The following is a 23923-nucleotide window of genomic DNA, read 5'->3' on the forward strand; positions in this document are numbered from 1 at the left end:
GGGCAGGACTATAGGGGGATCAGCCCGCGACGCCAGCCTGCCCGCTATCGCCGCGCCTCGACGAAAGATGTCTGCATTGGCTCCAGCGGGACAACCGGTGCGCCCAGTTCGCGGGCCAGCATCCGTTCCATCCATCCGCGATGCCGCACCATGAAGGCGGCAAAGCCATCGGGCTTCGCTGGATCGAACATAGGCACCGCCCAGTCCACCTCCGGCGGCGCATAGTCGGGCTGCATCACACCCTTCTCGTCCTGCGGCGGGTCGATATGGCGGCCGAGATAGCGGTTGCCCTGGAAACGGATATGCGTGGCGGGACCAAAGCCCGGCTCGATCAGATAATCCGGCCCGTTGCGGCCGACCTCATGGCCGTAGCGCACCGTGCCTGCCACGGCGAAAACATTGTTGCGGAAGCGGACGTCGCTGGCCCAGCCATCCCATTGGGTGGCGATCACCATCTGTATGTCCTGCTTCGGGCCGACATGGACGACATTGCCCTCGATCAGGACATCGGCGACCGTGCCCGCCAATTGGAAGGCACGGGTGCCGTCGTTGCGGCTGACATTGGAGCGTGCCACCGTACCGCGATTGCCCAGATTGTCCTGATCGGAACGCTTTGGCGAACAGACGAGCAGGAAGCCGCCTGCATTGTCATGGCTATAATTATAGGCGATCGTCGTGCGGCGCGAATTGAAATCGGAATCGAACCCCTGCCCGTCATAGCGGGTGCGGGTAAAGGCAGCCTCGTTGAACTGAATGAGGCTATGGTCGGTGCTCCATTGCCAGATCGCGGCGGTGTAGCCCGGCGCGCGGCTGCCCGCATAGCGCACGATATTATGCTCGATCAGCGCGCCGTCCGTGCCGCGCGGGACGATGCCGTCGCCGCCGACATCCTCGACCAGATTGTCGCGGATCACTACCCCGGCGCTGGGGAACCAGCGCGCCTTCGTCACCTGGTCGCTGATCCCGGCAATGCCAGACCGGTCGACGCGCCACACGATATTGCGCTCGATGCGGATATCCTCAAACCGGGTCGGGCGTTTGGGGCCGAGCGCGCTGAAGACGATGCCACCATTATCCTTGCGATCATTGGTGCCGCGCACGTCATGGATATACATGTCGCTGATGCGGATGCCGCGCGTCACCCCGCTGTCCTGCGCCGACACCAGCACGCCAAAGCGCGATCCGGCCGGTGGCCCGTCATTGGTGACTTCCAATCCGCTGATCCGCACATATTCGGCGTTCAGGATGGCGACGCCATGCGCGGCGACCCCGCCCGCGTCGATACGCGGGCGCTGGCCCATGCCGGTCGGCCCGACCGTGATCGGCGCATCCTTGCGGCCCGACCGGGTGATGACCAGCGGCTCCTTCCACACCGATCCTGCCGCCAGCAGGATGTGATCGCCCGGTTGCAAGGACGTCGCCTTGATCCGTCCCAGCGACCGCCAGGGCGCAGTGGCAGACCCGGCATTGCTGTCCTGCCCCAGATTGGCGTCGATATAATAGGTCGCCGCCTGCGCAGCGGTTGCGCCCGTCGCGAGCAGCCACGCCGCCAGCATCAGCGCACCCGATCGGCGGCCGATCTTCAATTTTCCGTCCCGTAATAGCGACATGCGTCCCCTGTCCCACAGCATTGATTCCCATTCTGGCAGACCCGGAATAGATCGATGCTGAACGACGGGCGACGCGCCCTTAGCCCGTCATCCGGCCGCTGCGTTCGCCCGCATCCTTGCCCGCCAGATAGCCGAACACCATGGCCGGGCCGAGCGTTCCACCGGCGCCGCCATATGTCATCCCCATGGGCGACGCCATCGCGTTCCCCGCGCAATACAGCCCCTCGATAACCACGCCGTCGACATTGAGGACGCGCGAGCGCGTATCGGTCAACGGACCGCCCTTGGTCCCCAGCGCGCCCGACTTCACTTCGATCGCATAATAGGGTCCATCGCCCAGCGGTCCCAGCGTCGCGCGCTTGTCTCCGCGCCAGCGCGGGTCACCCCACCACAGGTCGTTATTCGCCTCGCCCCGTTGAAAATCGGGATCATTGGCCTGTTCGGCGTGCTGATTGAACCGGGCCACCGTCTTTTCGAGGCCTTCGGGATCAATGCCCACCCGTTCCGCCAACGCGCGCAGCGTCGGCGCGCCGGGCACCCATTGCGGCGGCGTCGCCCCCGCCTCGAAACTGTCGGTCAGCCCGCCGACGAGGAACGGATAATGGCCATAGAAGGCGGCGTTGAAGATGAACCAGCAGGGCAGGTTGGCATAGGTGAAGGCGCTGACATCCTGCTCATGGAAAGCCGCGCCGAACGCATTGTAATTGGACGCTTCATTGGTGAACCGCTTGCCCTTGCGATTGACCATCAGCCCGCCGGGCATGGTCCGTTCATAGGTGAAAAGCTGGCGCCCCATGCTGTTAAGATCGGTCGGCACTTCGATCACCGGCATCCACCAGGCTTCGCGCATATTGCCCAGCATCGCGCCGACCCGCATCGCCATTTTCAGACCATCGCCGCTATTGGTCGGCACCGACACCGGATGCGTCATCGGCCCACGGGTGAAGGCCCGCACCAGATCCTTGTTCCATTCAAAGCCGCCGGTCGCGATCACGACATTGGGCGCATGGGCAGTGCTGCCATCCTCGAACCGCACCCCCGCCACGGCCGCGCCGTCCATGATCAGTTCCATCGCGCGCTTGCCGGTCTGGGGTTCAATGCCCCGGTCGAGGCAGGCCTTCATCAACCGCCCGACCAATGCCGCCCCCATGCCGCGTGCATCGACCGCGCGCCGCTGTGCCTTGACCTCTGGACTGGCGGGCTGGGGCACGGGCTGGCCGAGCGTCGTTTCACCGACGGTCATGGTGTAATCCGGATAATAAGGCGACGCCTCCATCCAGTCGGACCAGTCGCCCAGCTCCTGATAGGGGAAAGGCGGGCATTCCAGCGTCCGTCCGCCGGTGCGCTTGGCACCGGGGAACTCGGAATGATAATCGGGGAAATCGGGAATGCTGTAGAAATGGACCGGCGTGCGGGCCTCCAGAAAGCGGATCATGTCCGTGCCTGTATCCACGAAGGTTTCGGCCATCGCCGGGTCGATCATGCCATGCGAGAGGGCGCTCAAATAGGTCAGCGCCTCTTCCCGACTATCGGTCCGGCCCTTGGCCATATGGGGATGATTGGGTATCCAGATCTGCCCACCGGACCAGGCAGATGTGCCGCCGATCTTGTCCGACTTCTCGAACACAGCCACCCGCGCGCCATATTCATGGGCCGTCACGGCCGCCGTCAGCGCCGCCGCGCCCGACCCCAGCACGATCACGTCGATGTCGCTCATCGCCCTTCCCTCCCCTATCTTTTGTCCCGTCATTCTCGTCTTCCAACGGCGCGGGGCAACTAGCGATAGTGGCAAGAGGGCGCGCGGGCCTTTACCCAAATGCGCGACGGCGGGGATGCCCATCATAGGATGGACACCGCCCGCCGTCAGGATGGTCGACCGCCGGATCGGGCGGCCGCCGGGCCGGAGACATTCAGCGCTGTGCGAGCTGGACCGTCGGCTTGTGGCTGATGGTGAGGCCGGCCTGCGCCCATTCTTCCTTCGACTGGCAGGTGGTGACGGGGATCAGCGATCCGGTCACGACTTCCTTGAAGCAATAGCGCTCGGTCTTCTGGTCGTAGCGGACCTTGGCCTGGCCATAGGTGCCGGTGGGCTGGGCGAAAGCGGGGGTGGCAGCGGCCGAAACGGCGATGGTGGCGGCGGCAATGGCGGCGACAAAAGCGATGGTCTTCATGATGTTTCTCTTTCCCTGAACAATGTGTGGCGATCCGTTGTGGATCATGCCGACAGCATTGCAGGGAGCGTGCCAATTCCAAAAAGCGTCGAAAAATAGGCGCTTTCGCCGCACTAACACGGAATTTAGTGTAAGATTTTCACCGCATATTGGTGAAATATCCGATAGGTTTGGATATTTTTCATCTCCGGTTCACATTAAGCGCCCCAGCATCTCAAACCCGACCCGTCACGGGGATCAGCGCGCCCGTAATCGCGTCCGCAGCGGGCGATAGGAGGAAAGCCGCCACCCCGGCCAGTTGCGTCGGCGTTACCCAGTTTCCAAAGTCCGCGTCGGGCATGTCGGCACGATTGGCCGGTGTGTCGAGGATGCTGGGCAGGATCGCATTGACTCGCACCCCCTGCGCTTTCACCTCTTCCGCCAGCGCTTCGGTCAGCCGGGCGACGCCGGACTTGGACGCGGCATAGGCCCCCATCCCTGCCGCCGCCTTCGTGGCCGCCGCCGCGCCGATATTGACGATCGCGCCCTGACTGGCGGTTAGCAGCGGCAACAGGGCGCGGCTGGCGATCAGCGCCGTGCGGACATTCATCGCATAGAGCCTGTCCCAGGTCGCGACGCTGCCATCCGCCACCGTTTCCCAGGCAAAGCCGCCCGCGATATTCACCAACCCGTCGAGCTGGCCCAACTCGTCCGAAATCCGCGCGGCTGCCCCGGCCATCGCCGCTTCATCGGTCAGGTCGACCCCGCCGAGCGCCAGCGCGACGCCGTCCGCATCGACCTCGCCCAGATCGATGCCCACGACCGTCCACCCGGCGGCCCCCAATATCTCCACCGTCTTGCGCCCCAATGCGCCCGCCGCACCGGTTACCGCCACTATGCCCGTCATCGCCCTGCCCTCTCCCTGATCCACGCCTTAAAGGCCCGCCATGCACATATATTTCATCTCGACATAATCCTCTATGCCATGGCGTGAGCCTTCGCGGCCCATGCCGGACTGTTTGATGCCGCCGAATGGTGCCACTTCGGTCGAGATCAGCCCGGTATTGATGCCAACCATGCCGACCTCCAACGCCTCCCCTACCCGCCAGGCACGGGCCAGGTCACGGGTATAGAAATAGCCCGCCAGGCCGACCTCGGTATCATTGGCCAGCGCGACCGCTTCTTCCTCCGTATCGAACAGGAACAGCGCCGCGAGCGGGCCGAAGGTTTCATCCTGTGCCAGCAGCATGTCGGGCGTGCAGTCTGCAACGACAGTGGGTTCGTAGAAGCTGTACCCCAGTGCGTGTCGATGCCCTCCGGTGACGATCCGGCCGCCCTTGGCCAGCGCGTCGGCAACATGCTCCTCCACCTTCTGGACCGCCTTGTCGTCGATCAGCGGTCCCTGGGCGACGCCCTCCTGCGTGCCCGGCCCCACTTTCAGCTGTTTGACGGCGGCCGCCAGCTTCTGTTCGAACGCGGGCGCGACCTCTCGCTGCACCAGGATGCGGTTGACGCATACGCAGGTCTGGCCGCTGTTGCGATATTTGGACGCCATCGCACCTTCGACCGCCGCCTCCAGGTCCGCATCGGCAAAGACGATGAAGGGCGCATTGCCCCCCAGCTCCATCGACAGCTTCTTCATCGTCGGCGCGCATTGCGCCATCAGCGTCTTGCCGACCTCGGTCGATCCGGTGAAGCTCAATTTGCGAACCAGCGGGCTGGCCGTCAGTTCGCCGCCGATCACCCGCGACGATCCGGTGACGACGTTGAACACGCCGGCTGGCACCCCTGCCCTTTCCGCCAACACCGCCAGCGCCAGCGCGGTCAACGGTGTCTGGGTCGCGGGCTTCAACACCATCGTACAGCCCGCCGCCAGGGCAGGCGCTGCCTTGCGCGTGATCATGGCCGCCGGAAAATTCCAGGGCGTGATCGCAGCGACGACGCCGACCGGTTGCTTGACGACGACGATGCGGCTGTCTGCGCGGTGGCTGGGGATCACTTCGCCATAGAGGCGTTTGGCCTCTTCGGCGAACCACTCGATGAAACTCGCGGCATAGCCGATCTCGCCCTTGGCCTCGGCCAGCGCCTTGCCCTGCTCGCGCGTCAGGATCATCGCCAGATCATCCTGATGCGTGATCAGCAGGTCGAACCAGCGCCGCAGGATGCGCGACCGCTCGGCCGCCGTCTTCGCCCGCCAGGCCGGGAGCGCCGCGTCCGCCGCCGCGATCGCCGCCTGCGTTTCCGCCACGCCCAGATCGGGAATGGACGCGATCGTCTCGCCCGTCGCCGGATCGGTGACTGCAATGCTGGGCAAACCGGTCCATGCGCCGTCGATCAGGCATTGCTGGCGCAGCAGATCGCGGTCGGAAAGGGCAATGGTCATGAAGGCACCTCTAAATAGCGTATCCGCCATCAACGCAGCGGGGCAGCAACAGGATGCACAGATGATCGGCACCCATCCCAGCGTCAACGCGCCGGATGACCGCCTGCCGAAGGATCGACACGGCGATCCTATTTGTGACTTTCTATATCTGTTTTTTCGTTTAATTATACGCCATATCCAATTGTGATTAGACTATTTATATTGTTTTCCAATTCGGATATGAATCGAACCTAGCGGCCTAGTATCGGATCATAGCCATGGCATTTCCCGATCATAATATGCTTCTCGTTTATGCCCAGGCGCAGGCGGCGATCGAACGGATCGAGGAGCGACGGCGGCTCAGTCCGGTGCGCCATCCCTGGCGAACACGGTGCCTGATCGCCGAGCGGCAGGCCTTGGCCCGCATCGACGGGCAGGCGCTGGACGACCTCGATATCGAGATAAACGCAAGGAGCGCGGTCTCCACCTCGCCTTTCGATCTAAGCGCCGCGCGCGATAGCATCGGCACCGCCATCGGCCTGGAGGCACTGGTGCAGGATGGACCTGCGCTGTTGCGCTGGCTCGGACAAGACCGCCATCCGCCAACTGGCGGGCGCACCATCGGGGACCAACTGATGGCGATCGAACGATGGCAACGAGACGCCCGCGCCCTGCCCCCCTCCCCGCCCCTACTTCACGGTGCTGATCTGGCCCGCCTCTGGCGCCACCACGCCCCCCTTGGCCGGAGCGACTTGGTGGCGAGTCTGTTGATCGGCGATCGTTGGGGGCCGGGGCGATGGGATGGCTCGGCCGGAGGGATGACGGCGATGGGCCTCGAACGCAGCCGCGCCCCTTGGCTACTGGCTCAGGGTGATGAATTGTCGCTGCTTTGGTTGAAGGCGATTGCGGCGGGTGCGCAGGTCCAGCTTGATCTGGAGATGCGGCTAAGGAGCTATGCGAAGCGCGCGATGGGCCATGTCGCCGGGCGGCGGCGTCCGGGGAAATTGAAGGATGTGCTGCTGCTCGCCATGGCACGGCCGCGCGTCACTAGTCGGCAGGTGGCCGCCGCGTTGGGCCAGACATCGGCTGGCGCGATCAAGCTGTTGACGATTGCCTCCGATCTTGGACTGCTGATCGAACAATCTGGCCAAGCAAGCTATCGCAGCTACGCGATACCCGTGTCTCTATCTTACAGCCCCCTGCCCTCCTCCACCCAGCCCCAAGATTGGCATGAGGATGAATTTTGGTCGGGCGATGGGAAAAATGAAACCTCGCCAGAAGCCTTCTGAGCACCAACAAGGCCACGCTAGGTGTCAATCTATGCCGAAGAAGCTGTGGCGCCCCAGAGGCCTCCTACGGCCAATTTTCGCAATTTCTCTTTTTGTTCTGCTGAGTCAGTTGGCAAATTTCATAGGGGACTGGTGGGGGAGGCATCACCCGATGCGCGAGCGCGTGATTCTAAAAACACGTTTGCTGCATCGTGCAGCCTGCACTAACGACCGGGCGGGCCGGATAGACCAAGGCCCATATGGCTTCACTAGTTTGGAGCGATCGTCATCTTGCTATGCGACGTGTTTTCAGAATCATCGCGATAAAGCGCTTGCGACCCGAAAGGTTTGAAAGCCGATCTGCCTAAGTCACGCAATTGCGCGGTCTTTGACGTGGTTGCCGAACGATACGGGCGAATGCCGACAGATCGGCCACCGGTTTTATGAAATTTCGAAAACACGTTGAAGGTCGATAGGGAAGGGCGCTAGCCGCCGTCTTCCATCAAAGCCGATATTTATTCCGGCGATGATGCTCCTTTACGAAGCCATAGAAACGCTTGGAATAGTTGCGCGGCAGTTCGGCGGGGTTTTCGCCGAGAAAGGCGTCGAACCGCCGCATCAGTTCGTCATAATCCCAACCCGGGAAATCCGCCCGGATGGAAGCATAGATATCTGGATCGAGCATCTTGTTGGCGCTGGAGCTGCGGGCAGGGGAGTGGGGTCGCGCACCACCTGTCGACGCGCTGACGCGGGCAGGCCGATCGGCAACCCGCATCCCTTCCGATACGCGAGAGATGAGTCCAAGCGCCAAGCCGGCATCGACCATATCATCCTTCGTGTTGGCCACACGCGCAGGCGTTTTGCGTTTGCGGCCGGGCTGTTCGGCAAGATGTCGACGCATGACCATCTTCATCTTCGGTCGTGCGCTATCGCCGTCGATCACCTCCAGGCTGATATCGGGCAGGTCGTTGCCCTTGGCCAGTTCCAGCAGCTTGCGCTTGAACACGGGATAGCTGCTCTCGCTACCGCTCTTCTGGTGGAGGGTTTCAAAGCCGATGGTGAAACCTTCGGCCCCATTGCCGCCCGCATGTTTGCGCGACGCGCGATAGAGCCATTTGCCAAGGCCGCTCGTAATTTCGAAATAGAGCGGGGAGATGGACAGGATATTGCGCTTGTCCATCACGCCATCGAAAAACCATTTCGACAGGGTGATCTCCATGCCAAGCGACCGTTGCGTCCGCTCGTCCACCAAATGGGTGTAGCTATCGATCCAGGAGAAGGTCGTCTCGCGACTCTTGGCGCTGGCACGAATATTGGTCTTGATCGTAGTGGCCTGCAGCCGATCGAGCGCGCTCACTAGCCGCTCATAGGCACGCCCGCTGGTGCCCCAGCATATGCGTTTGAGCAGATCGCCGGGCTGGATGCGAATGACCGGCGACAGTTCATTCTGCCCCCGCTCGCGCAATTCGTTAAGGTGTGAGGCGAGATAGATCATGATGTCGGCGTCCCAGATCGTCGCCATGCCATAGGTGGGATTGGCGGAGACATGGACGGTTACCGACTTGTCGGGACTGATATATTTGATGGGCTTAACCCGCCTGCGCTTCGACAAGCTGAAGAAGGGCCGCTGCATCGTTTCCTGATAATCGCGCAGCGAAATATCGCTGAAGTCAGGCAGGGTGAAGAACATTTCGAACTGGACCTTGCGCTCTTTCAGCGCCGTCTTGAGTTCGCCCTCCTGTTCCACCACGATGATCCCATTTGCCTTCCCCCCAGGGGGAAAATCAATATAACAATATGAAATATAACGATAATATGGCTATTCTTAGCTTTTCACACCCACAGCTAGCGCCGCTTGGCCGTGCAGATCTTCGCCCGTTCGATGATGGGACGCAGCGCCGCCAATATCTCGTCCACCGACAAGTCGGATGGCGACAGGGACAGCGTCAATATCTTCTGCTGATCCTTTTCCACCTGACCGATCGCAGCACCAACGGGGCTTTCGATCGCGGCTTTCTGGACACGGCCCTTGGCAACCATGGCCTTGAGCAAGCGCGCCATGACCTCCGGCCCGGCAATCGGCTGCTCATCCCCGGACCGGCGAAAACTCTGTTCGGACGCGATCTGCTCGGCCGCCGCCTCCAGCTTCGCACGCGAAGCTGGATCGCGCAGCAGAGGCAGCAACTTCTCGGCATATTTCGCCTGGAGATCCATCGGCGAATGAAAGGCGCTGACAAGGGCAGGGGGGATTTCGGTCAGCGCGATATACCGCGATAGCTGCGACTTCGAAATCTTGAGCCGCTCGGCCATGCGCAATTGCACGCCGCCATAGAAATTATCGACCGCCGCCTTATAGTTCATGCCGCGCTCAAGGTCGGAAATATCCTCGCGCTCACGGTTCTCGATGTCCGCCAACCGGAACGCGGCCTCATCGTCCAGATCCTCGATAATCGCGATCAGTTCGATGTCGGGATAATGATTGGCGTTGAGCCAGGCGATCGCCCAGTGCCGCCGCGTTCCCGTGACCAGCTCATAAGGCAGTTCCGCATTGGGCGTGCGGCGGACCACCGCAGGCACCCGGTTGCTGCCTTCGGCCAGGATCGAATCGATCAGGCTGCGCAGCCGATGCTCATCCAGCATCGAATAGTCGCGCGCATTGCCAGGCCAGACCGAACATTCGGACGGCTTCAACCGGATCGTCGGCCGCTTGACGATCCGCGCTGCCTCACCAAAGGCTTCCAACCGCTTGTTGGTGAAATTGGTGCGCGGCGCTGCAGGACTTGGTTCGGCCGTGGCCGGGGGAGGGGCCGGATCGTTAAGCGCCGATGCCAGCGCTTCGCTGATGAGGGAACGACGGCTCATGCCGCCACGCCCACACTGGAGTCAGCGGTCAGGCTGGTCGATGGCCATTGCTGGCGGATCTGCTGTTCAACCTCGGCAAAGACCGCATCCAGATTATCACGGCAGCGCGTATAGGTCTGGTGCGACGCGGAGGGCTTGGATTCATAGATGGACCGAAACGCCTGGGTCGCATTCTTGATTTCCTCGGACGCGAGGATGGGTTGTCCCAGCAGCAATCCCGCATAGGTCGCCTGCATGATCCGCCACATGTCGTTCTCGCCCGGCTTGCTCGGCGAAAAGGCGGAACAGACGACGCGGATGAAACCATAATCAACCGGCGTGCCATTTTCTTCAAGGATCTCGATATTGTCGGCGATCGTGTCCATGAAATGGATAGTCGACAAATAATCGAGCTGCCGCGCCGGCACGGGGATCAGCAGGCCGGTGGCCGCCGCCATCACATTGAGACCAAGGAAGCCCATGGCTGGCGGCGGATCGAGCAGAATCACGTCGAAATCCTTGGTCACACTCGCAATGCCGATACGCAGCGCCTGCAAACCCTCACGCACGGCCTGGCCGCCTTCGCGCAATGTCGCGGTCAGATCCCATTCCGCATCCTGCAGGCCCAGGCTCGACGGTACGATCTTGATCGTAGGCCAAGGGGTATCACGGATGGTCTGCGAAAATTCGCTGAACGTACTGCGCGGCGACAGGAACGCGCCCAATGTCTGTTCATCGTCGATCAGCGTTTCAGGCTGAATATCGAACATGGTCGTCGTTGACGCCTGCGGATCGCAATCGATCACCAGCACGCGATAGCCATGCAAGGCGAGATAGTCTGCGAGATGCTTGGTGATCGTGCTTTTGCCGACCCCGCCTTTGAAATTCTGCACCGCCAACACGACGGCATCCTCGTCGGGTTGCTTGCCGACATGAATGCCCAGCGCCTCGCGGATGTGGGTCAGGTCTTCGAGCGTGTAGTAGCGGCGGCCATTGGCCTGCTGCTTGGGCTGGGGCAGGCGCCCTTTGGCCTCTGCCTTTGCCAGCGCTTCGGGTGTCCGGCCGATCAGTTCGGCGGCGACGGTCGGCCCAAAACTGATATCCAGCGTCTTGTGATTGTCCGGCCGGAACACGATCGTCTTGATGTGATCGCGCATTTGCTGGCAAGCGGTGGTGACGTTCCGCAATGTGTTGACCGTAAACGACATGATGCCCCTCAGCGCCGAATCACGACTGTTGAAAATGGTTGGCGTTTAATGCCTCCATTTTTGCATCAAAGTCAAACCGTAGCAGATGACTGCTGGGAATTGCCACTTGCGGCGTTGCGATAGCCTCAAACGACAACCTTGGCCGTGACACGCTTCGAAAGGGTCTAGTGCCCCCTGATAGCCCTTCAACCTCTATCCATGCGCTGTGTGTGGTCTGGATAGCAAACCTAGCCTCCATTTGCCCATTAATCGGCTTAGGGGATTTATTCGGAGATTAGCAGAGTTAGCGCCATCGTCACGCACCTGTAACGCAACCGTCATCGCGAGTCGCAGCACGACCGATGAAACCGATCCCACGTCTGATCCAATCCGATAGCACGCCCAAGCGATTCCGAAACCACGATGCATCCGGGTTGATAACACGTTGGATACCGGTCATTCAGGGACGTGGCCAGGCCGGTTATTGACCAGCGGCCTCAGATAGGAAGGGTCGCTGCCGTCGCGCGCCGATACGCCATTGGCCGCGATGCCGGGCCAGTCGGCAAAGGGCAGCGGCAGGGTAGGGACCAGGCCCGACCATTCGATGATATTGGTGCGCAGCGTGATCTTCCAGTGGCCCGCCCGCTTTTCCAGCCGATCGAGATAGCGACCGCCTGCAACCCAGTTGCTGGCATCGCGGTTGCGGCCGACAAACAGATAATAGGTTTCGACATGGGCTTGGGCGCCGTCGATGTCGATCGTCTGGTTCAACAGATTATGATGCGTCGCCTCCTGCCCCGCTTCATGCAGCCCCGTTGCCCAGTCATAGAGCGCCTCGGCCCCACCCACGAACGGCCCGGCCGCAATGGTCGCGTCGGAATGAAAGGCCGACAGGAACAAGGCCCGGTCGAACCGGTCCATGCCGCGGGCGAAACGGACGATGCAGGCGGCGATGTCCTGCCGATCAAGCAGCGCGTCCAGCCGCGCGATGCGCTCAACGTCCATGGCCAGCCTCCGCGATCGGCCGCCAGATGGGTGAACCACGCTCGGCGCGCAAGGACGGGATGGCCTTTCCGTCAATATCGCTAATGCCATAGTCCCGCGCGACTTCGGCGGTGATGAAGGTGCCGCCCGACCGCGCCATGATCGCCGGATCAGTCGCCAGCGCGGCGATGACGCGGCCCGGAAATTCGGGCGAGCAGCCGACCAGCGGGTTGGTCACGGTGCGCGCCTGCATGGCGGGGTCGGCGGCCAGATTGCGGTTCGCGCGCTCGGTAAAGGTCAGCCCTTGCCAGAGCGAGAGCGAGGCAACGCCATGCGGCTCCAGCTCGATCGCCATGTCCCGCGCCATCCGGTCGACCGCCGATTTGGCCGTGCCGAATATCGTGCCATAGGTATAGGTGACGCCGACATAGCCCGAAATGGCGACGATCAGCCCCGACTGCTGCGGTGTCATGATCTTCGCCGCATGCCACGCGGCGGTGAAATTGGATCGGACCCCCACATCCACCATCTGCCAGTTGGACAGCGGCTTTTCCCAGAAGGGCAGGGGGGTGGTCAGGTCTTCGGGCAAGGCGAAGGCATTATTGACGAGAATGTCGAGCCGACCCTGTTCCTGCGCGATCCGGTCGAACAGCGCTGCAACCTGCGCGTCGTCGCCATGATCGACCGCGACCGCTATGCCCCGCCCGCCGCGCGCATCGCACTGCGCCGCCGTCTCGCCGACCGTGCCGGGCAGGTCATGCGCGCCGGGAGTGACCGTGCGCCCGGTCACATAAACGGTCGCGCCTTGCTCGGCGAGCGCAAGCGCGATCCCCTTGCCGATCCCCCGGCTTGCGCCCGTCACCACGACCACCTTGCCTGTCAATTGTCCCATCGCCTATCTGTCCTCAATCGGCTTGCGCGAAAAATATGGCGCTGAAATCACCTGCCACCCGGCCAGTAAAATGCGGCGCGCTGAACGGCATCCCCATCAACCCCTGCGACCAGTCGGCGGCCGCGCCTGCATCCTGAAACCAGTCATAGACCATGGTCCGTTTCGCGATCCGCCAGACACCCGTCCGTCGCGCCATCGCGTCGAGATAGCGTCCGCCAAGCCACATATCCCGCGCGCCTCCGCCCGCATCGATCCGGTGATAGGCGCTGACATGGGTTTCGACTTTCGCCACATCGCCGTCGATCTGCATCAGGCTTTGCCCCAACATATGCTGTGTCGCGGTGATCGCGTCGGACCCCGGCACCACCCAGCCGAGATAGGCGTCGAAATCGCCCGCGAAAATCCCATAATCGACCGTCGCATCGGGCCAGAAGCTCGTGCGGATCAGGTCCGCAGCGCGCCGGTCCTCGCCCCGCGCCAGCCGCGCCAAGCAGTCACTTATCGCCATCCGGTCGGCCAGCGGCCGCCAGGCTTCGCCATCAGCCATGGCTCCATTCTCCCTCATTCCAGCGATTGCCATGGACCCGATATGGACGGCTTCGCGCCCGCTCGACAGCAGCGCGCCCGGATATCGGCCCGGCGATAACCCCGCCATCGGTCGGCCAAGCCGGTTTTCCATCGCTGCCTGCGCGTGCATCATTAGGGCGTGCCCCTGCTCAGGAAGGGGCGGATCATGAGCAGGAGAGACAGTGTGAGCAGCCCGACGCTAGATTGTTCGGATATCGACCAATATCTGGGCAAGCCGATCCAGCCCGCCCGCATGGTGGAGCCGATCGCCAATAACGACATCCGCCGCTGGGTGCAGGCGATGCACTATCCCAACCGCCTCCATTATGATGCGGGCTATGCCGCGCAAAGCCGCTGGGGCGGGCTGGTCGCGCCGCAGAGCTTTGCCGTGACGATGGATTGCGGCCATGGCTCCGCACCCGCCTGCGTCGGCGGCATTCCCAACAGCCATTTGCTGTTCGGCGGCGATGAATGGTGGTTCTATGGCCCGCGCATGCAGGGTGGCGACCGCATCTGGAACGAGCGAATTCCCTTCGACTATACCGTCAAGGACACCAAATTTGCTGGCCCCACCTGTTTCCAGCGCGGCGACAATTTCTATTATAATCAGGCCGGCGACCTGATCTGTAAGCAGCGGTCGACCACGATCCGCTACAATCAGGAAGCGGGTAAGGATAATGCGCCGACCGATGGCTTCGATGACCCGGTGTGGACCGATGACGATCTGGAATCGCTCGAAGCGCGCAAGATGGAATGGATCCAGATGCTGCACGATCTGGGCCATGACCGGCGCTGGTGGGACGATGTCACGATCGGCGCGGCCTTGCCCGAACGGGTGATCGGGCCGCACTCGATCGTGTCCTTCACCACCGAATGGCGCGCCTATACCTTCACCCAATGGGGTGGCACCCATCGCCGTACCGACCTCGACATGGAAGCCTTGGGCTTCGTCAAGGAAATGGCGGGGCATGAAAATGATCCAGTGATGGAAGCGATCAATCCCGAATTTACCGATGGTGCCTATTTCGGCCCGTCGCGCGGACATCTCTTCCCGCGCTGGGCGCGCTTCATCGGCATGCCGCGCGGCTATGGCTATGGCGCGTCGATGGGGGCGTGGATCACCGACTATTTCGCGGGTTGGGCAGGGGAGTGGGGCATGGTGCGCCATTCCGCCTGCAATTATCGCGGGCCTGCTTTGACCGGCGACATTACGGTCACGACCGGCACCATCCTCGACAAGTTCATCGATGAGGAAGGCCGCCATATGGTGCAGCTCGATTGTCGCCTGATGAACCAGGCGGGCGTCACGCTGGCAACCGCCAAGGCCGAAGTCGAATTGCCCAAAAAGCCTGCCTGACGGGATCGATCCTCCCTGACAAGGGGAGGATCAGTCGGTCAGCGGTAGCGCCACCTGCCTACCGTCCCGTGCTGAAATCTGCGCGGCCTCCACCACTTCCTGTACCGCAAGGGCGTCTTCCAACGTCACGGGAAGGGGTGTGCCCGACAGGATCGCCGCCGCCATCTGCACATAATAATCCTGCTGACAGCCCGCGAGCGCAGGCCGCACGGTCCTGCCGCCCTGCCTGTCATAGATGACGAGCGGATCATCATCCGCCCCCCAGCCCGGATCGCCGGGGCGCAACCCGGCTACGAGTTGCGCTTCCTGTTGGTCGAGCCGCATCTTGACCAGCGTACCGCCCTGCCCATGCACCAGGAAGCGCGGACTGCCGCCTGCCTCTCCCGCGGGCGCGCTCATGCTGGCGTGCAATATGACCCGCATCCCGGCATAGCGCAGAACGACATGCGCCCAGTCGTCCGATGGCGATCCGTCCCGCAAGGCGGCAATGTCGGCGCTCACGCCATCGGGGCGCCCGAACAAGGCCAGCGCCTGATCGACCAGATGTGGCCCCAGATCGAACCATGTGCCTGACCCAGCCGATCCATCCTCGCGCCATCTATCGCGCACGTCCGGCCGGAAACGGTCGAAGTGCGATTCGAAATGGGTAATGCGCCCGACCACGCCTTCGGCAATGGCCGCGCGGATGCTCAGGAAATCGCTATCGAACCGGCGATTGTGGAAAACCGCGAGCAGTTTCCCGCATTCGCCCGCCAAGGCGGCGAGATCGCGCGCCTGTTGCAGCGACAGCGCGAACGGCTTGTCCACCACGACATGCTTGCCAGCGCGCAACGCCTCTGCCGCCAGATCGGCATGTGTCGCGCTGGGCGTCGCGATCACCACCAGGTCGATGGCGGGGTCGGCGAAAATCTCGGCCGGTGTCGCTACGCACGCAATGGCCGGGTCCAGGGCCGTAACCTCGTCCACCCGGCTGGTGCTGATCGTCGTCAGCCGCATGGCCGGAACAGCGCGCAGCAGCGGCGCATGGAAGATCCGACCCGCCAGGCCATAGCCGACCAGTCCGACCCGGATCACATCAGCCACGCAAAGCCCCTTCGACGATCGGCGTCAGCTTGCCGACGATCACTTCCACCCCCTTGTCATTGGGATGAATGCCATCGGGCAATTGCAGCGTCCGATCGCCGATCACCCCGTCCAGCATGAAGGGATAGAGCGTGGCGTCATATTTCGCCGCCAGCGTGGGGAAGATCGGGTTGAAGGCGGCGGCATAATCCGGCCCCATATTGGGGGAGGCGAGCATGCCGGTCAGCAGCACCGGAATATCGCGCCTCTTCAACTCGGCAAGGATCGCGTCCAAATTGTCGCGCGTCGTTTCGGGACTCAATCCGCGCAGCATGTCATTGCCGCCAAGGCCCACCAGCATCAGGTCCGGCTTGCGCGCCAGCCCGTCGAGCGTGAAGGCCAGCCGCGCCAGTCCCGCTGCGCTGGTATCGCCCGACACCCCGGCATTGACCACCTGCGCTTTCATGCCGCGGGCCACCAAAGCCTGCTCCAGCATCGGGGCCAGCCCCTTGCCTTGATCCAGATTATAACCGGCATACAGGCTGTCGCCGAACGCCACCACCAGCTTGCCATCGGCCACTGGCGCAGCGGCGGGTGCAACCTGCGCGGTGTTGGCGACCGGGGGGGGCGGCGGCGTGCTGTCCGAACAGCCGCTCGCCAGTTGGACAATCAGCGCCAACGCCCCATATTGCGATAATCTGCCCGCCAAGGAGCGCTCCTTCTTCATGCATATGCCTATCGATCCCGCCACTATCGCGATCCGTGCGCGCAATGTCACCCTCTCGCTCGGCACGCGCGACGCGCCGGTCGAGATATTGAAGGGCGTCGATCTCACCTTGCTGCGCGGCGAGAGCATTGCAATCCTGGGCGCATCGGGATCGGGTAAAAGCTCGCTGATGGCGGTGCTGTGTGGCCTCGAACGCGCGAGCGGCGGGGATGTGCATATTGGCGGCGTTGATTTTGGCGCGCTGGATGAGGATGACCTGGCGCGCGCCCGGCGTGGCCGCATCGGCATCGTGCTGCAGAGTTTCCACCTGCTCCCCACCATGACGGCGCTGGAGAATGTCGCCGTGCCGCTTGAACTGGCGGGCGTGTCCGATGCCTTCGCGCGCGCTGCCGATGAATTGCGCGCGGTCGGGCTTGGCCACCGGATCGATCATTACCCATCGCAATTGTCTGGCGGCGAACAGCAGCGCGTCGCCATTGCCCGCGCCGTCGCGCCGCGCCCGACCATCTTGTTCGCCGACGAACCCACCGGCAATCTCGACGCAACCACCGGCGTCACCATCATGGACTTGTTGTTCGACCGCCAGCGCGCGGCGGGCGCGACCCTCGTCATCATCACCCATGATCCGGCGCTCGCCGACCGCTGCAGCCGGATCATCGAAATGCGCGATGGGCAGATCGTTTCGGATCGCGCGGCGTGAGCGCGCTCGATTGGGCGTCGAGTTGGCGCATCGCCCGGCGCGATCTGCTTGGCCGGTTCCGGGGACTGCGCCTGCTCTTCCTTTGCCTATTCCTGGGCGTGGCGACGCTGGCGGCGATCGGCAGCCTGACCTCGGCGATCACGCAGGAATTGAGCCAGCGCGGGCAGGGGCTGCTCGGCGGTGACGTCGAAATCGCCATGACCCAGCGCGAAGCGGGGGAGGGCGACAAGGCCGCCTTCCGTCGTCTCGGTCGCCTGAGCGAAACCATCCGCCTGCGCGCCATGGCGCGGGGCGAGCGGCCGGACTCGGCCGCCGTGCTGACCGAACTCAAGGGCGTGGACAGCGCCTATCCGCTCTATGGCACGCTGGCCCTGCAAGGCGGCGTCTATCGCGCGCCGCTTGCCCCCGACCGCATCCTCATCGGCCCGGCGCTCGCCGACCGATTAAGCGTCAAGCCCGGCGACCGCCTCGTCTATGGCACCGCCACCTTCACCATCGCGGACGTCATCGCCGATGAACCCGACCGGCTGGGCGAAGGCTTCACCCTTGGCCCGGTGGCGATCGTTTCGCTCGACGGATTGCGCCGCACCGGCCTGATCCAGCCCGGCAGCCTCTATGACAGCAAATATCGCCTTCGCTTGTCCCCTGGGGCCGACGCGCAGGCGGTGCGCGAGGATCTGGAAAAACGCTACGCCTCGGCCGGGTGGGAATATAAGGACCGCGACCGCGCCGCGCCCGGCGCCAGCCGCTTCATCGTTCGCATGGGCCAATTTCTTTCGCTCATCGGCCTCGCCGCGCTGGTGATCGCGGGCATCGGCGTCAGCAATGGCGTCGCCTCCTATCTCGCGCTCAAGCGCCCCGGCATCGCCACCTTCAAGGTGCTGGGCGCGACCTCGACCGACATTGCGCGCATCTATCTGCTCCAGATCGGCTGTGTCGCGCTGCTTGGCATTGCCTGCGGCTTGATCGTCGGCGCGCTCCTGCCGCCTGCCATCGTTGCGCTAGCGGGCGATGTGCTGCCGGTCAGCCCCGGTTTCCAACTCCATCCCTTGCCGCTCGTCACCAGCGCTGCCTATGGCCTGTTGATCGCCTTCCTCTTCACCCTGCCGCCGCTCGCCCGCGCCCGGACTCAGCCCGCTGCGCTTCTCTTCCGTGGCGTGGTCGATGCGCGGCACGGGATCGACCGGCGCAGCCTGATCGCCATGACGGCGGCGGGTGCGCTGTTGGTCGCGCTGGCGCTCGGCACCGCGCGCGACCCGCTCTTCTCTGCCGCCGTATTGGGCGCGACCGCAGCGGTCCTGCTCCTGTTGCTCGGCATCGGCTGGGGCGTGCGCCAGCTTGCCCTGCGCGCGCCGCGCCCGCGACGCCCCTTGCTCCGCCTCGCGCTCGCCAATCTCCATCGTCCCGGTGCGCAGACGGCCGCGCTGATCGTCGCGCTCGGCTTGGCGCTCACCCTGTTCGTGACGCTGGCGGGTATCCAGACCAGCCTCGACAGTGAAATCCGCAACGTCGTGCCCAAGACGGCACCGGCCCAGTTCGTCCTCGACATCCCATCGGGGGAGGGGGACCGCTTCCAGACGATCGTGCGCAGCCAAGCCCCCGACGCGCAGTTCAACATCGTCCCGGCCCTGCGCGGCACCATCGTCGCCTATGGCAATCAGCGCGTCACGGACCTGAAGGAACTGCCCGACGGCGCCTGGTTCCTGCGCGGCGAGCGCGGCATCACCTACAGCACGACGCTGCCCGAAGGCAGCGAACTGGTGGAGGGGCAATGGTGGGCACCCGATTATGCCGGACCGCCGCTGGTCTCCTTCGACGCGGAGGCCGCCAGGACGCTGGGCATTGGCGTTGGCGACACGCTGACCGTCAGCTTGCTGGGGCGGGAAATCACCGCGCGCATCGCGTCGCTGCGCAAGATCAATTGGGAGACGATGGGCTTCAACTATATCATGGTCTTTTCGCCCGGCACCGTATCCGCCGCCCCGCACAGCCTGGCCGCCACCATCACCATGGACCCGCGCCAGGACAATCAGGTCACGCGCGCGCTGCTCGCCGCCTTCCCCGGCGTGTCGGTGATCGCGGTGGGCGAAGTGATCGAGCAGGTCGGCGCGATCATGACGCAAATGTCATCCGCCATTGTCGCGGCCGCCTCGGTCGCGATCCTCGCCGGGATTGCGGTGCTGGTGGGCGCCATCGCCGCCTCGCGCCAGGCGCGCAGCTATGACAGCGTGATATTGAAGACGCTGGGGGCAACCCGCTGGCAGATATTGGGGGGCCAGGCGCTCGAATATGGCCTGCTTGCCATGATGCTGGCGCTGGTCGCACTGGCGCTCGGATCGGGCGCGGCCTGGTTCGTCATCGTCCAGATTTTCGATTTCACCTGGTCGCCCGACTGGCTGGTCGTCCTTGCAACGCTGGGCGGCGGCGCGTTGCTGACGCTCGGCATCGGCCTCGCCGGATCAATCCCCTTGCTGTCGGTGCGCCCGGCCACCGCACTGCGGCAGCTTTGAACGTCCCACGCCGCGCAAACAGCACCAAGCGCGGTTCCGTGACGCGCGCTTGGTGCAACCTGCCGCGCGCACCGGGCTAGCTTCGCTCAAATCCGACTTTTTGAGGGACAGCCAGCATGACGACCACCCAGAACGCGACCCGCTCCTTCGTCGATTTGCGCGCCTGGGCGGCGGGCAAGACGGTTGGGGCAGGGGAGGGCGACGCCTTCCTGTCCGCCCGCGCGCTGCTCCCCCAGCCCGAAGGCCCGGTGACGATCGGCCTGATCGCCCTGACGCAGGGCAGCGGCAAAGTCGATGCCATGCCCGCCGATGAATTCATCATCGTCGAATCCGGCACGGTGCAGATCGATCAGCGCACGCTGAACGAAGGCGACAGCATCGTCCTGTGCGAAGGCGCGACGTTCGGCTGGACAGTGGCGTCGGGCGCGCGCCTGCTGTTCGTGCGCCGCACTGGCGGTTCTTTGGCCGATGGCAAGATTATCCCGATCGACACCCTGGCCCAACTCGAACCGTCCGGCGCGCCGCTCGCTGAACTGCTGGTCGGGCCGACCCCTTCCTGCCGCAACTTCACCGACTATCGTTCGGCCGACGGCGAGTTTGTCTGCGGCACCTGGGATTCCACCCCCTATCATCGCCGTCCGATGACCTACCGCCATTATGAGCTGATGTATCTGCTCGACGGCAGCGTCACCTTCGTCGACGGCGCGGGCGCACAAGGCACGTTCGGCAAGGGCGACATCTTCCTGGTCGAACAGGGCGCGTCGTGCAGCTGGGACAGCCAGGTCCACGTCAAGAAAATCTACGCCATCTACCGCCCGGCATAAGAACCACACCCCGTTCGTGTCGCTCGACACGAACAGGGATTTTAACCCATTGGATCAAGCGTTCCCAACAGGGCCACAAGCCCCATTATCGCAATGGCCGCGCCCGTCTCGACCGCAAGCGACAGCCGCAATGCCCCGATCGTACCCTCTCCCCGCTCCAGCGCAGGTGTCAGCCGCCAGCGGTTTAGCGCCGCGAGCCCCAGCATCCCTGCAAACAGCATTAGCTTTGCGCCGAGCAGCCACCCATAACGACTTCCAATTAACGCACGCAGGTCGGCAATCCCCACGGTCATCAGGCTGTTGACCACCCCGGTCACGACCAAAGTCGCGACGAATATCGTCCCTAACACCGCAAACTTCGCCAGCATCACCGCGACTCGATCGACATTCGGCCACCGCGCAGTCACGGCGTGGAGCAACGCCGCCAGCGCTCCTATCCACCCGCAAGCCGCCCAGATATGCGCAACATCGGCGGCGCGGTGAAGCGTGCCCGCCATAGCCTCGGCCGCGCCCGCATGGCCGGTCCAGGCGATCGTCGCCGCCGCCACCGCCGCCGGGATCAGGACCAGGCGGTTGCGACCCGCAAGGGCGAGCGCCAACGCAGCCAGCAACGCCGCCGCCCGCACCGCCAAGACAGGCCCAATCGGCGTCATCGTCAGCAAGATTTCCGCCGTCGCCCAATCGGGCGGCAACATCGGGGTGCCGGTCATGCTCGCCCCGCTCGCCAGCAGCCATAGCGCCGACAGCGCCATGCCGCCCAGCGCCAATGCCACCAGCACAACCCGGCTCCCCGCCATGCCCATCGCCCACCAGAAGAGTGGCAGGCCCATGAGCAAAGCGAGGTCGGCCATCAGGCCGAACCGGGCAAAGACCAGCATCCCCCCGTCCATGACGGCTTACTTGACCTTGAAGCTGTAGCCGCCTTCCATCTTATGCTGGTCGGCCCCCACGATATGCCATTTCAGGTCATAGTCACCGGCGGGCAGGGCGCGGGGCAGGGTGACGACCATGGTCTTGCCGTCGGGCGCGAGCGCGGTCTTGAACCCCTTGATCGGCATCGGCGGATGATCGGCCATGCCCGGCATCCCGGTCATCACCAGCTCCACGCCGCTCATCGGCGCCAGGAATTTTTCGGAAAAGGTCAATGTCAGCTTGGTCGGCTTGGCCACGGTCGCATTGGCGGCGGGGCTGGACGATAGCAGCTTGCTATGCGCCAGCGCCGCCCCTGGCAGGATGGCGAGCGACAGGGCAACGGCGGCGATCAGGAAACGGGACATGGACTATACTCCTTGGATGAACGGCTCGAATTAGGATGAAAACAACGTCCGTTCGTTTCGAGCGAAGTCGAGAAACGCAAGGGCAGCGCTGGCCGCTTCTCGACTGCGCTCGAAGCGAACGGCGGGTGTGGTTTCCATCGCAATCACGACAAGCTCTGCGGACCATTACGCATGGACTTGCCCCACCCCTTGCCCAAGGTGCATGATTTTTTCTCGCGTCTGCATCATGAGGGATTGGCGCGCGCCGCGCGTATGGTGCGATGGGGATGGAGTATGTGCGATGAATGATCTCGATCAATGGCTGGGCCAAGTGCGCGCCATGCCGACCGACGCTCGGCTTGAGGGCCTGGACGATGCGGTGATGCAGGGCGTGGCCCGCCGCCGCGAGCAGGGCGCAGCCCGGCGCAGCCTGATGCTGGCTGGCCTGCTCGCCATCGGCATCGGCTGGGCGGGCAGCATCGTGCCCGGCACACCGGCGCAGGCCGCGCCTGCGCCGATCGGCATGTCGGACTATGCGCCATCGCGCCTGCTCGGCCAATGAGCCTCAAACGCTATCTGCTGGTTGCGCTGGTGGCCTTTGCCGCGGCGCTCGCGGCCGTGCTGGTCGCGCGCACCTGGCTCGCGCCGCAGCCGCGCGTCGAAAGCGAGGTCCACGCCCTGCTGCACCAGCGGCTGACGCTCGACGCGGCACAGGAACAGCGTATCCACGAACTCGAAGCCGCCTTCGCCAAGCGTCGCGAAGCACTCGAAGCGGAGATGCGCGCTGACAATGAACGGCTCGCCGCCGCGATTGCCGCGGAACAGGGCTATGGGCCAAAGGTCGCCGCGGCCGTGGATCAGACCCATCATGTCATGGGCGCGCTGCAAAAGGAGACACTGCAGCATATCTTCGCCATGCGCGCCGTCTTGCGTCCTGATCAGGCCGCGCAGTTCGACGCCGCCGTCGTCAAGGCGCTGACCCAGCCCGCCCGGTGATATCGCCGCCCGTCGACCTTGATGACCGGGCACTGGCCGCGCGCGCGCTGGCCGGGCATCAGGACGCCTATGCCGTATTGATGCGGCGCCATCGCGATGCGGTCTGGCGGCTGGCGCGCAGCCATGTCGGCGATGCGGACGAGGCGCTCGACATCACGCAGGAGGTGTTCGTCGCGGCCTTCGCCGCGCTCGCCCGCTATGATGGCGCGCGCCCCTTTCGCACCTGGATCGCGCGGATCACGCTCAACAAATGCCGCGATTGGGGCCGTCGCCGCGCCGTGCGGCGCTTCTTCGCCTTCGCCCGCCCCATCGACGAAGCGGGCGAAATCGCCGACGCCGCGCCGGACCCGGAACAGGCGGCACAGTCGCAGCGCGAACTCGCCCGTATCAACGCCGCCATCGCCGCCCTGCCCGCATCGCTCAAGGACGTCCTGCTGCTCCGCACGATCGAAGCGATGAGCCAGGCGGACACCGCCGCGCTGCTGGGCCTCAGTGAAAAAGCCGTAGAAACCCGCCTCTACCGCGCCCGCGCAAAATTGTCGGCCGCGCTTGGTGAATAGGGACAAGAGGAGCGCCCCAAACAATCCTCCCCCGGCGGGGGAGGGGGACCGGCGAAGCCGATGGAGGGGT

24 protein-coding genes are annotated in these 23923 nt (G+C 63.9%); 9 read left to right on the top strand and 15 right to left on the bottom strand.

Annotation, left to right across the window (positions count from 1 at the left end):
* Window positions 1–44: 44 nt before the first annotated feature.
* From BSY17_RS01710 to BSY17_RS01730, 5 genes are all read right to left on the bottom strand, one after another.
* Entirely contained in the window at window positions 45–1610 is a 1566-nt protein-coding gene (locus BSY17_RS01710; protein ID WP_069064092.1) for a right-handed parallel beta-helix repeat-containing protein, read from the bottom strand.
* 79 nt (window positions 1611–1689) lie between these two features.
* The gene (locus BSY17_RS01715) at window positions 1690–3327 is read right to left on the bottom strand and encodes an FAD-dependent oxidoreductase (RefSeq protein ID WP_069064093.1); all 1638 of its coding nucleotides are present in this window, start codon (window positions 3325–3327) and stop codon (window positions 1690–1692) included.
* A 193-nt stretch (window positions 3328–3520) separates the two neighbouring features.
* Window positions 3521–3781: a hypothetical protein gene (locus tag BSY17_RS01720; RefSeq protein WP_069064094.1), complete on the bottom strand. Its 261-nt coding sequence runs from the start codon at window positions 3779–3781 to the stop codon at window positions 3521–3523.
* A gap of 214 nt (window positions 3782–3995) precedes the next feature.
* Window positions 3996–4667 (bottom strand): SDR family NAD(P)-dependent oxidoreductase, encoded by a 672-nt coding sequence (locus tag BSY17_RS01725; RefSeq protein ID WP_069064095.1) that lies wholly within the window; start codon window positions 4665–4667, stop codon window positions 3996–3998.
* Between the two features lie 27 nt (window positions 4668–4694).
* Window positions 4695–6143 (bottom strand): NAD-dependent succinate-semialdehyde dehydrogenase, encoded by a 1449-nt coding sequence (locus BSY17_RS01730; RefSeq protein WP_069064096.1) that lies wholly within the window; start codon window positions 6141–6143, stop codon window positions 4695–4697.
* On the opposite strand from BSY17_RS01730, the gene BSY17_RS01735 reads away from it, so the two are divergent.
* On the top strand, window positions 6142–6330 hold the full coding sequence (locus BSY17_RS01735) for a hypothetical protein (RefSeq protein WP_069064097.1): 189 nt from the start codon (window positions 6142–6144) through the stop codon (window positions 6328–6330). The two genes, BSY17_RS01730 and BSY17_RS01735, sit on opposite strands and share 2 nt — an antisense overlap.
* 70 nt (window positions 6331–6400) lie before the next feature.
* Complete coding sequence (locus tag BSY17_RS01740) at window positions 6401–7411, top strand: hypothetical protein (protein ID WP_069064098.1); 1011 nt, start codon at window positions 6401–6403, stop codon at window positions 7409–7411.
* 481 nt (window positions 7412–7892) lie between these two features.
* On the opposite strand, the gene BSY17_RS01745 is transcribed toward BSY17_RS01740, so the two are convergent.
* From BSY17_RS01745 to BSY17_RS01770, 6 genes are all read right to left on the bottom strand, one after another.
* Window positions 7893–9080 carry a replication initiator protein A gene (locus BSY17_RS01745; protein ID WP_069064475.1) on the bottom strand — a complete coding sequence of 396 codons (1188 nt, stop codon included), beginning with the start codon at window positions 9078–9080 and terminating at the stop codon, window positions 7893–7895.
* A 155-nt stretch (window positions 9081–9235) separates the two neighbouring features.
* Entirely contained in the window at window positions 9236–10252 is a 1017-nt protein-coding gene (locus tag BSY17_RS01750; RefSeq protein ID WP_043154665.1) for a ParB/RepB/Spo0J family partition protein, read from the bottom strand.
* Window positions 10249–11439 carry an AAA family ATPase gene (locus BSY17_RS01755; protein ID WP_069064099.1) on the bottom strand — a complete coding sequence of 397 codons (1191 nt, stop codon included), beginning with the start codon at window positions 11437–11439 and terminating at the stop codon, window positions 10249–10251. Before BSY17_RS01755 ends, BSY17_RS01750 begins: the two co-directional genes overlap by 4 nt.
* 435 nt (window positions 11440–11874) lie before the next feature.
* Window positions 11875–12423: a nuclear transport factor 2 family protein gene (locus BSY17_RS01760; RefSeq protein WP_069064100.1), complete on the bottom strand. Its 549-nt coding sequence runs from the start codon at window positions 12421–12423 to the stop codon at window positions 11875–11877.
* Window positions 12413–13294 carry an SDR family NAD(P)-dependent oxidoreductase gene (locus BSY17_RS01765; RefSeq protein ID WP_069064101.1) on the bottom strand — a complete coding sequence of 294 codons (882 nt, stop codon included), beginning with the start codon at window positions 13292–13294 and terminating at the stop codon, window positions 12413–12415. The genes BSY17_RS01760 and BSY17_RS01765 overlap by 11 nt, the downstream gene beginning before the upstream one ends.
* 13 nt (window positions 13295–13307) lie before the next feature.
* Window positions 13308–13859 (bottom strand): nuclear transport factor 2 family protein, encoded by a 552-nt coding sequence (locus BSY17_RS01770; RefSeq protein ID WP_083217016.1) that lies wholly within the window; start codon window positions 13857–13859, stop codon window positions 13308–13310.
* 186 nt (window positions 13860–14045) lie between these two features.
* On the opposite strand from BSY17_RS01770, the gene BSY17_RS01775 reads away from it, so the two are divergent.
* Window positions 14046–15218: an FAS1-like dehydratase domain-containing protein gene (locus tag BSY17_RS01775; protein WP_069064102.1), complete on the top strand. Its 1173-nt coding sequence runs from the start codon at window positions 14046–14048 to the stop codon at window positions 15216–15218.
* A 30-nt stretch (window positions 15219–15248) separates the two neighbouring features.
* On the opposite strand, the gene BSY17_RS01780 is transcribed toward BSY17_RS01775, so the two are convergent.
* Complete coding sequence (locus BSY17_RS01780; protein WP_069064103.1) at window positions 15249–16301, bottom strand: oxidoreductase; 1053 nt, start codon at window positions 16299–16301, stop codon at window positions 15249–15251.
* The gene (locus BSY17_RS01785; protein WP_069064104.1) at window positions 16294–17007 is read right to left on the bottom strand and encodes an arylesterase; all 714 of its coding nucleotides are present in this window, start codon (window positions 17005–17007) and stop codon (window positions 16294–16296) included. The genes BSY17_RS01780 and BSY17_RS01785 overlap by 8 nt, the downstream gene beginning before the upstream one ends.
* Between BSY17_RS01785 and BSY17_RS01790 the strand changes: the two genes are divergently transcribed.
* From BSY17_RS01790 to BSY17_RS01800, 3 genes are all read left to right on the top strand, one after another.
* The gene (locus BSY17_RS01790) at window positions 17006–17707 is read left to right on the top strand and encodes an ABC transporter ATP-binding protein (RefSeq protein WP_069064105.1); all 702 of its coding nucleotides are present in this window, start codon (window positions 17006–17008) and stop codon (window positions 17705–17707) included. The two genes, BSY17_RS01785 and BSY17_RS01790, sit on opposite strands and share 2 nt — an antisense overlap.
* A complete protein-coding gene (locus tag BSY17_RS01795) occupies window positions 17704–20217 on the top strand; it encodes an ABC transporter permease (RefSeq protein ID WP_069064106.1) in 2514 nt (837 codons plus the stop codon). The genes BSY17_RS01790 and BSY17_RS01795 overlap by 4 nt, the downstream gene beginning before the upstream one ends.
* A gap of 116 nt (window positions 20218–20333) precedes the next feature.
* The gene (locus BSY17_RS01800) at window positions 20334–21041 is read left to right on the top strand and encodes a cupin domain-containing protein (protein WP_069064107.1); all 708 of its coding nucleotides are present in this window, start codon (window positions 20334–20336) and stop codon (window positions 21039–21041) included.
* Between the two features lie 41 nt (window positions 21042–21082).
* Here BSY17_RS01800 and copD read toward each other — a convergent pair whose 3' ends face one another.
* Together copD and copC are read right to left on the bottom strand one after the other, a co-directional pair.
* Complete coding sequence (copD, locus tag BSY17_RS01805; RefSeq protein ID WP_237236224.1) at window positions 21083–21931, bottom strand: copper homeostasis membrane protein CopD; 849 nt, start codon at window positions 21929–21931, stop codon at window positions 21083–21085.
* Between the two features lie 6 nt (window positions 21932–21937).
* Complete coding sequence (copC, locus tag BSY17_RS01810; protein WP_069064108.1) at window positions 21938–22318, bottom strand: copper homeostasis periplasmic binding protein CopC; 381 nt, start codon at window positions 22316–22318, stop codon at window positions 21938–21940.
* A 280-nt stretch (window positions 22319–22598) separates the two neighbouring features.
* On the opposite strand from copC, the gene BSY17_RS01815 reads away from it, so the two are divergent.
* Genes BSY17_RS01815 through BSY17_RS01825 form a run of 3 tightly spaced genes read left to right on the top strand, consistent with a single transcriptional unit; the run spans window position 22599 to window position 23853 of the window.
* Complete coding sequence (locus BSY17_RS01815; protein ID WP_069064109.1) at window positions 22599–22859, top strand: hypothetical protein; 261 nt, start codon at window positions 22599–22601, stop codon at window positions 22857–22859.
* Window positions 22856–23293: a periplasmic heavy metal sensor gene (locus BSY17_RS01820; RefSeq protein WP_043149301.1), complete on the top strand. Its 438-nt coding sequence runs from the start codon at window positions 22856–22858 to the stop codon at window positions 23291–23293. Before BSY17_RS01815 ends, BSY17_RS01820 begins: the two co-directional genes overlap by 4 nt.
* Window positions 23290–23853: an RNA polymerase sigma factor gene (locus BSY17_RS01825; protein WP_069064110.1), complete on the top strand. Its 564-nt coding sequence runs from the start codon at window positions 23290–23292 to the stop codon at window positions 23851–23853. Before BSY17_RS01820 ends, BSY17_RS01825 begins: the two co-directional genes overlap by 4 nt.
* Window positions 23854–23923: the final 70 nt, after the last annotated feature.

The organism is Sphingobium sp. RAC03, assembly GCF_001713415.1.
GTDB lineage: Bacteria > Pseudomonadota > Alphaproteobacteria > Sphingomonadales > Sphingomonadaceae > Sphingobium.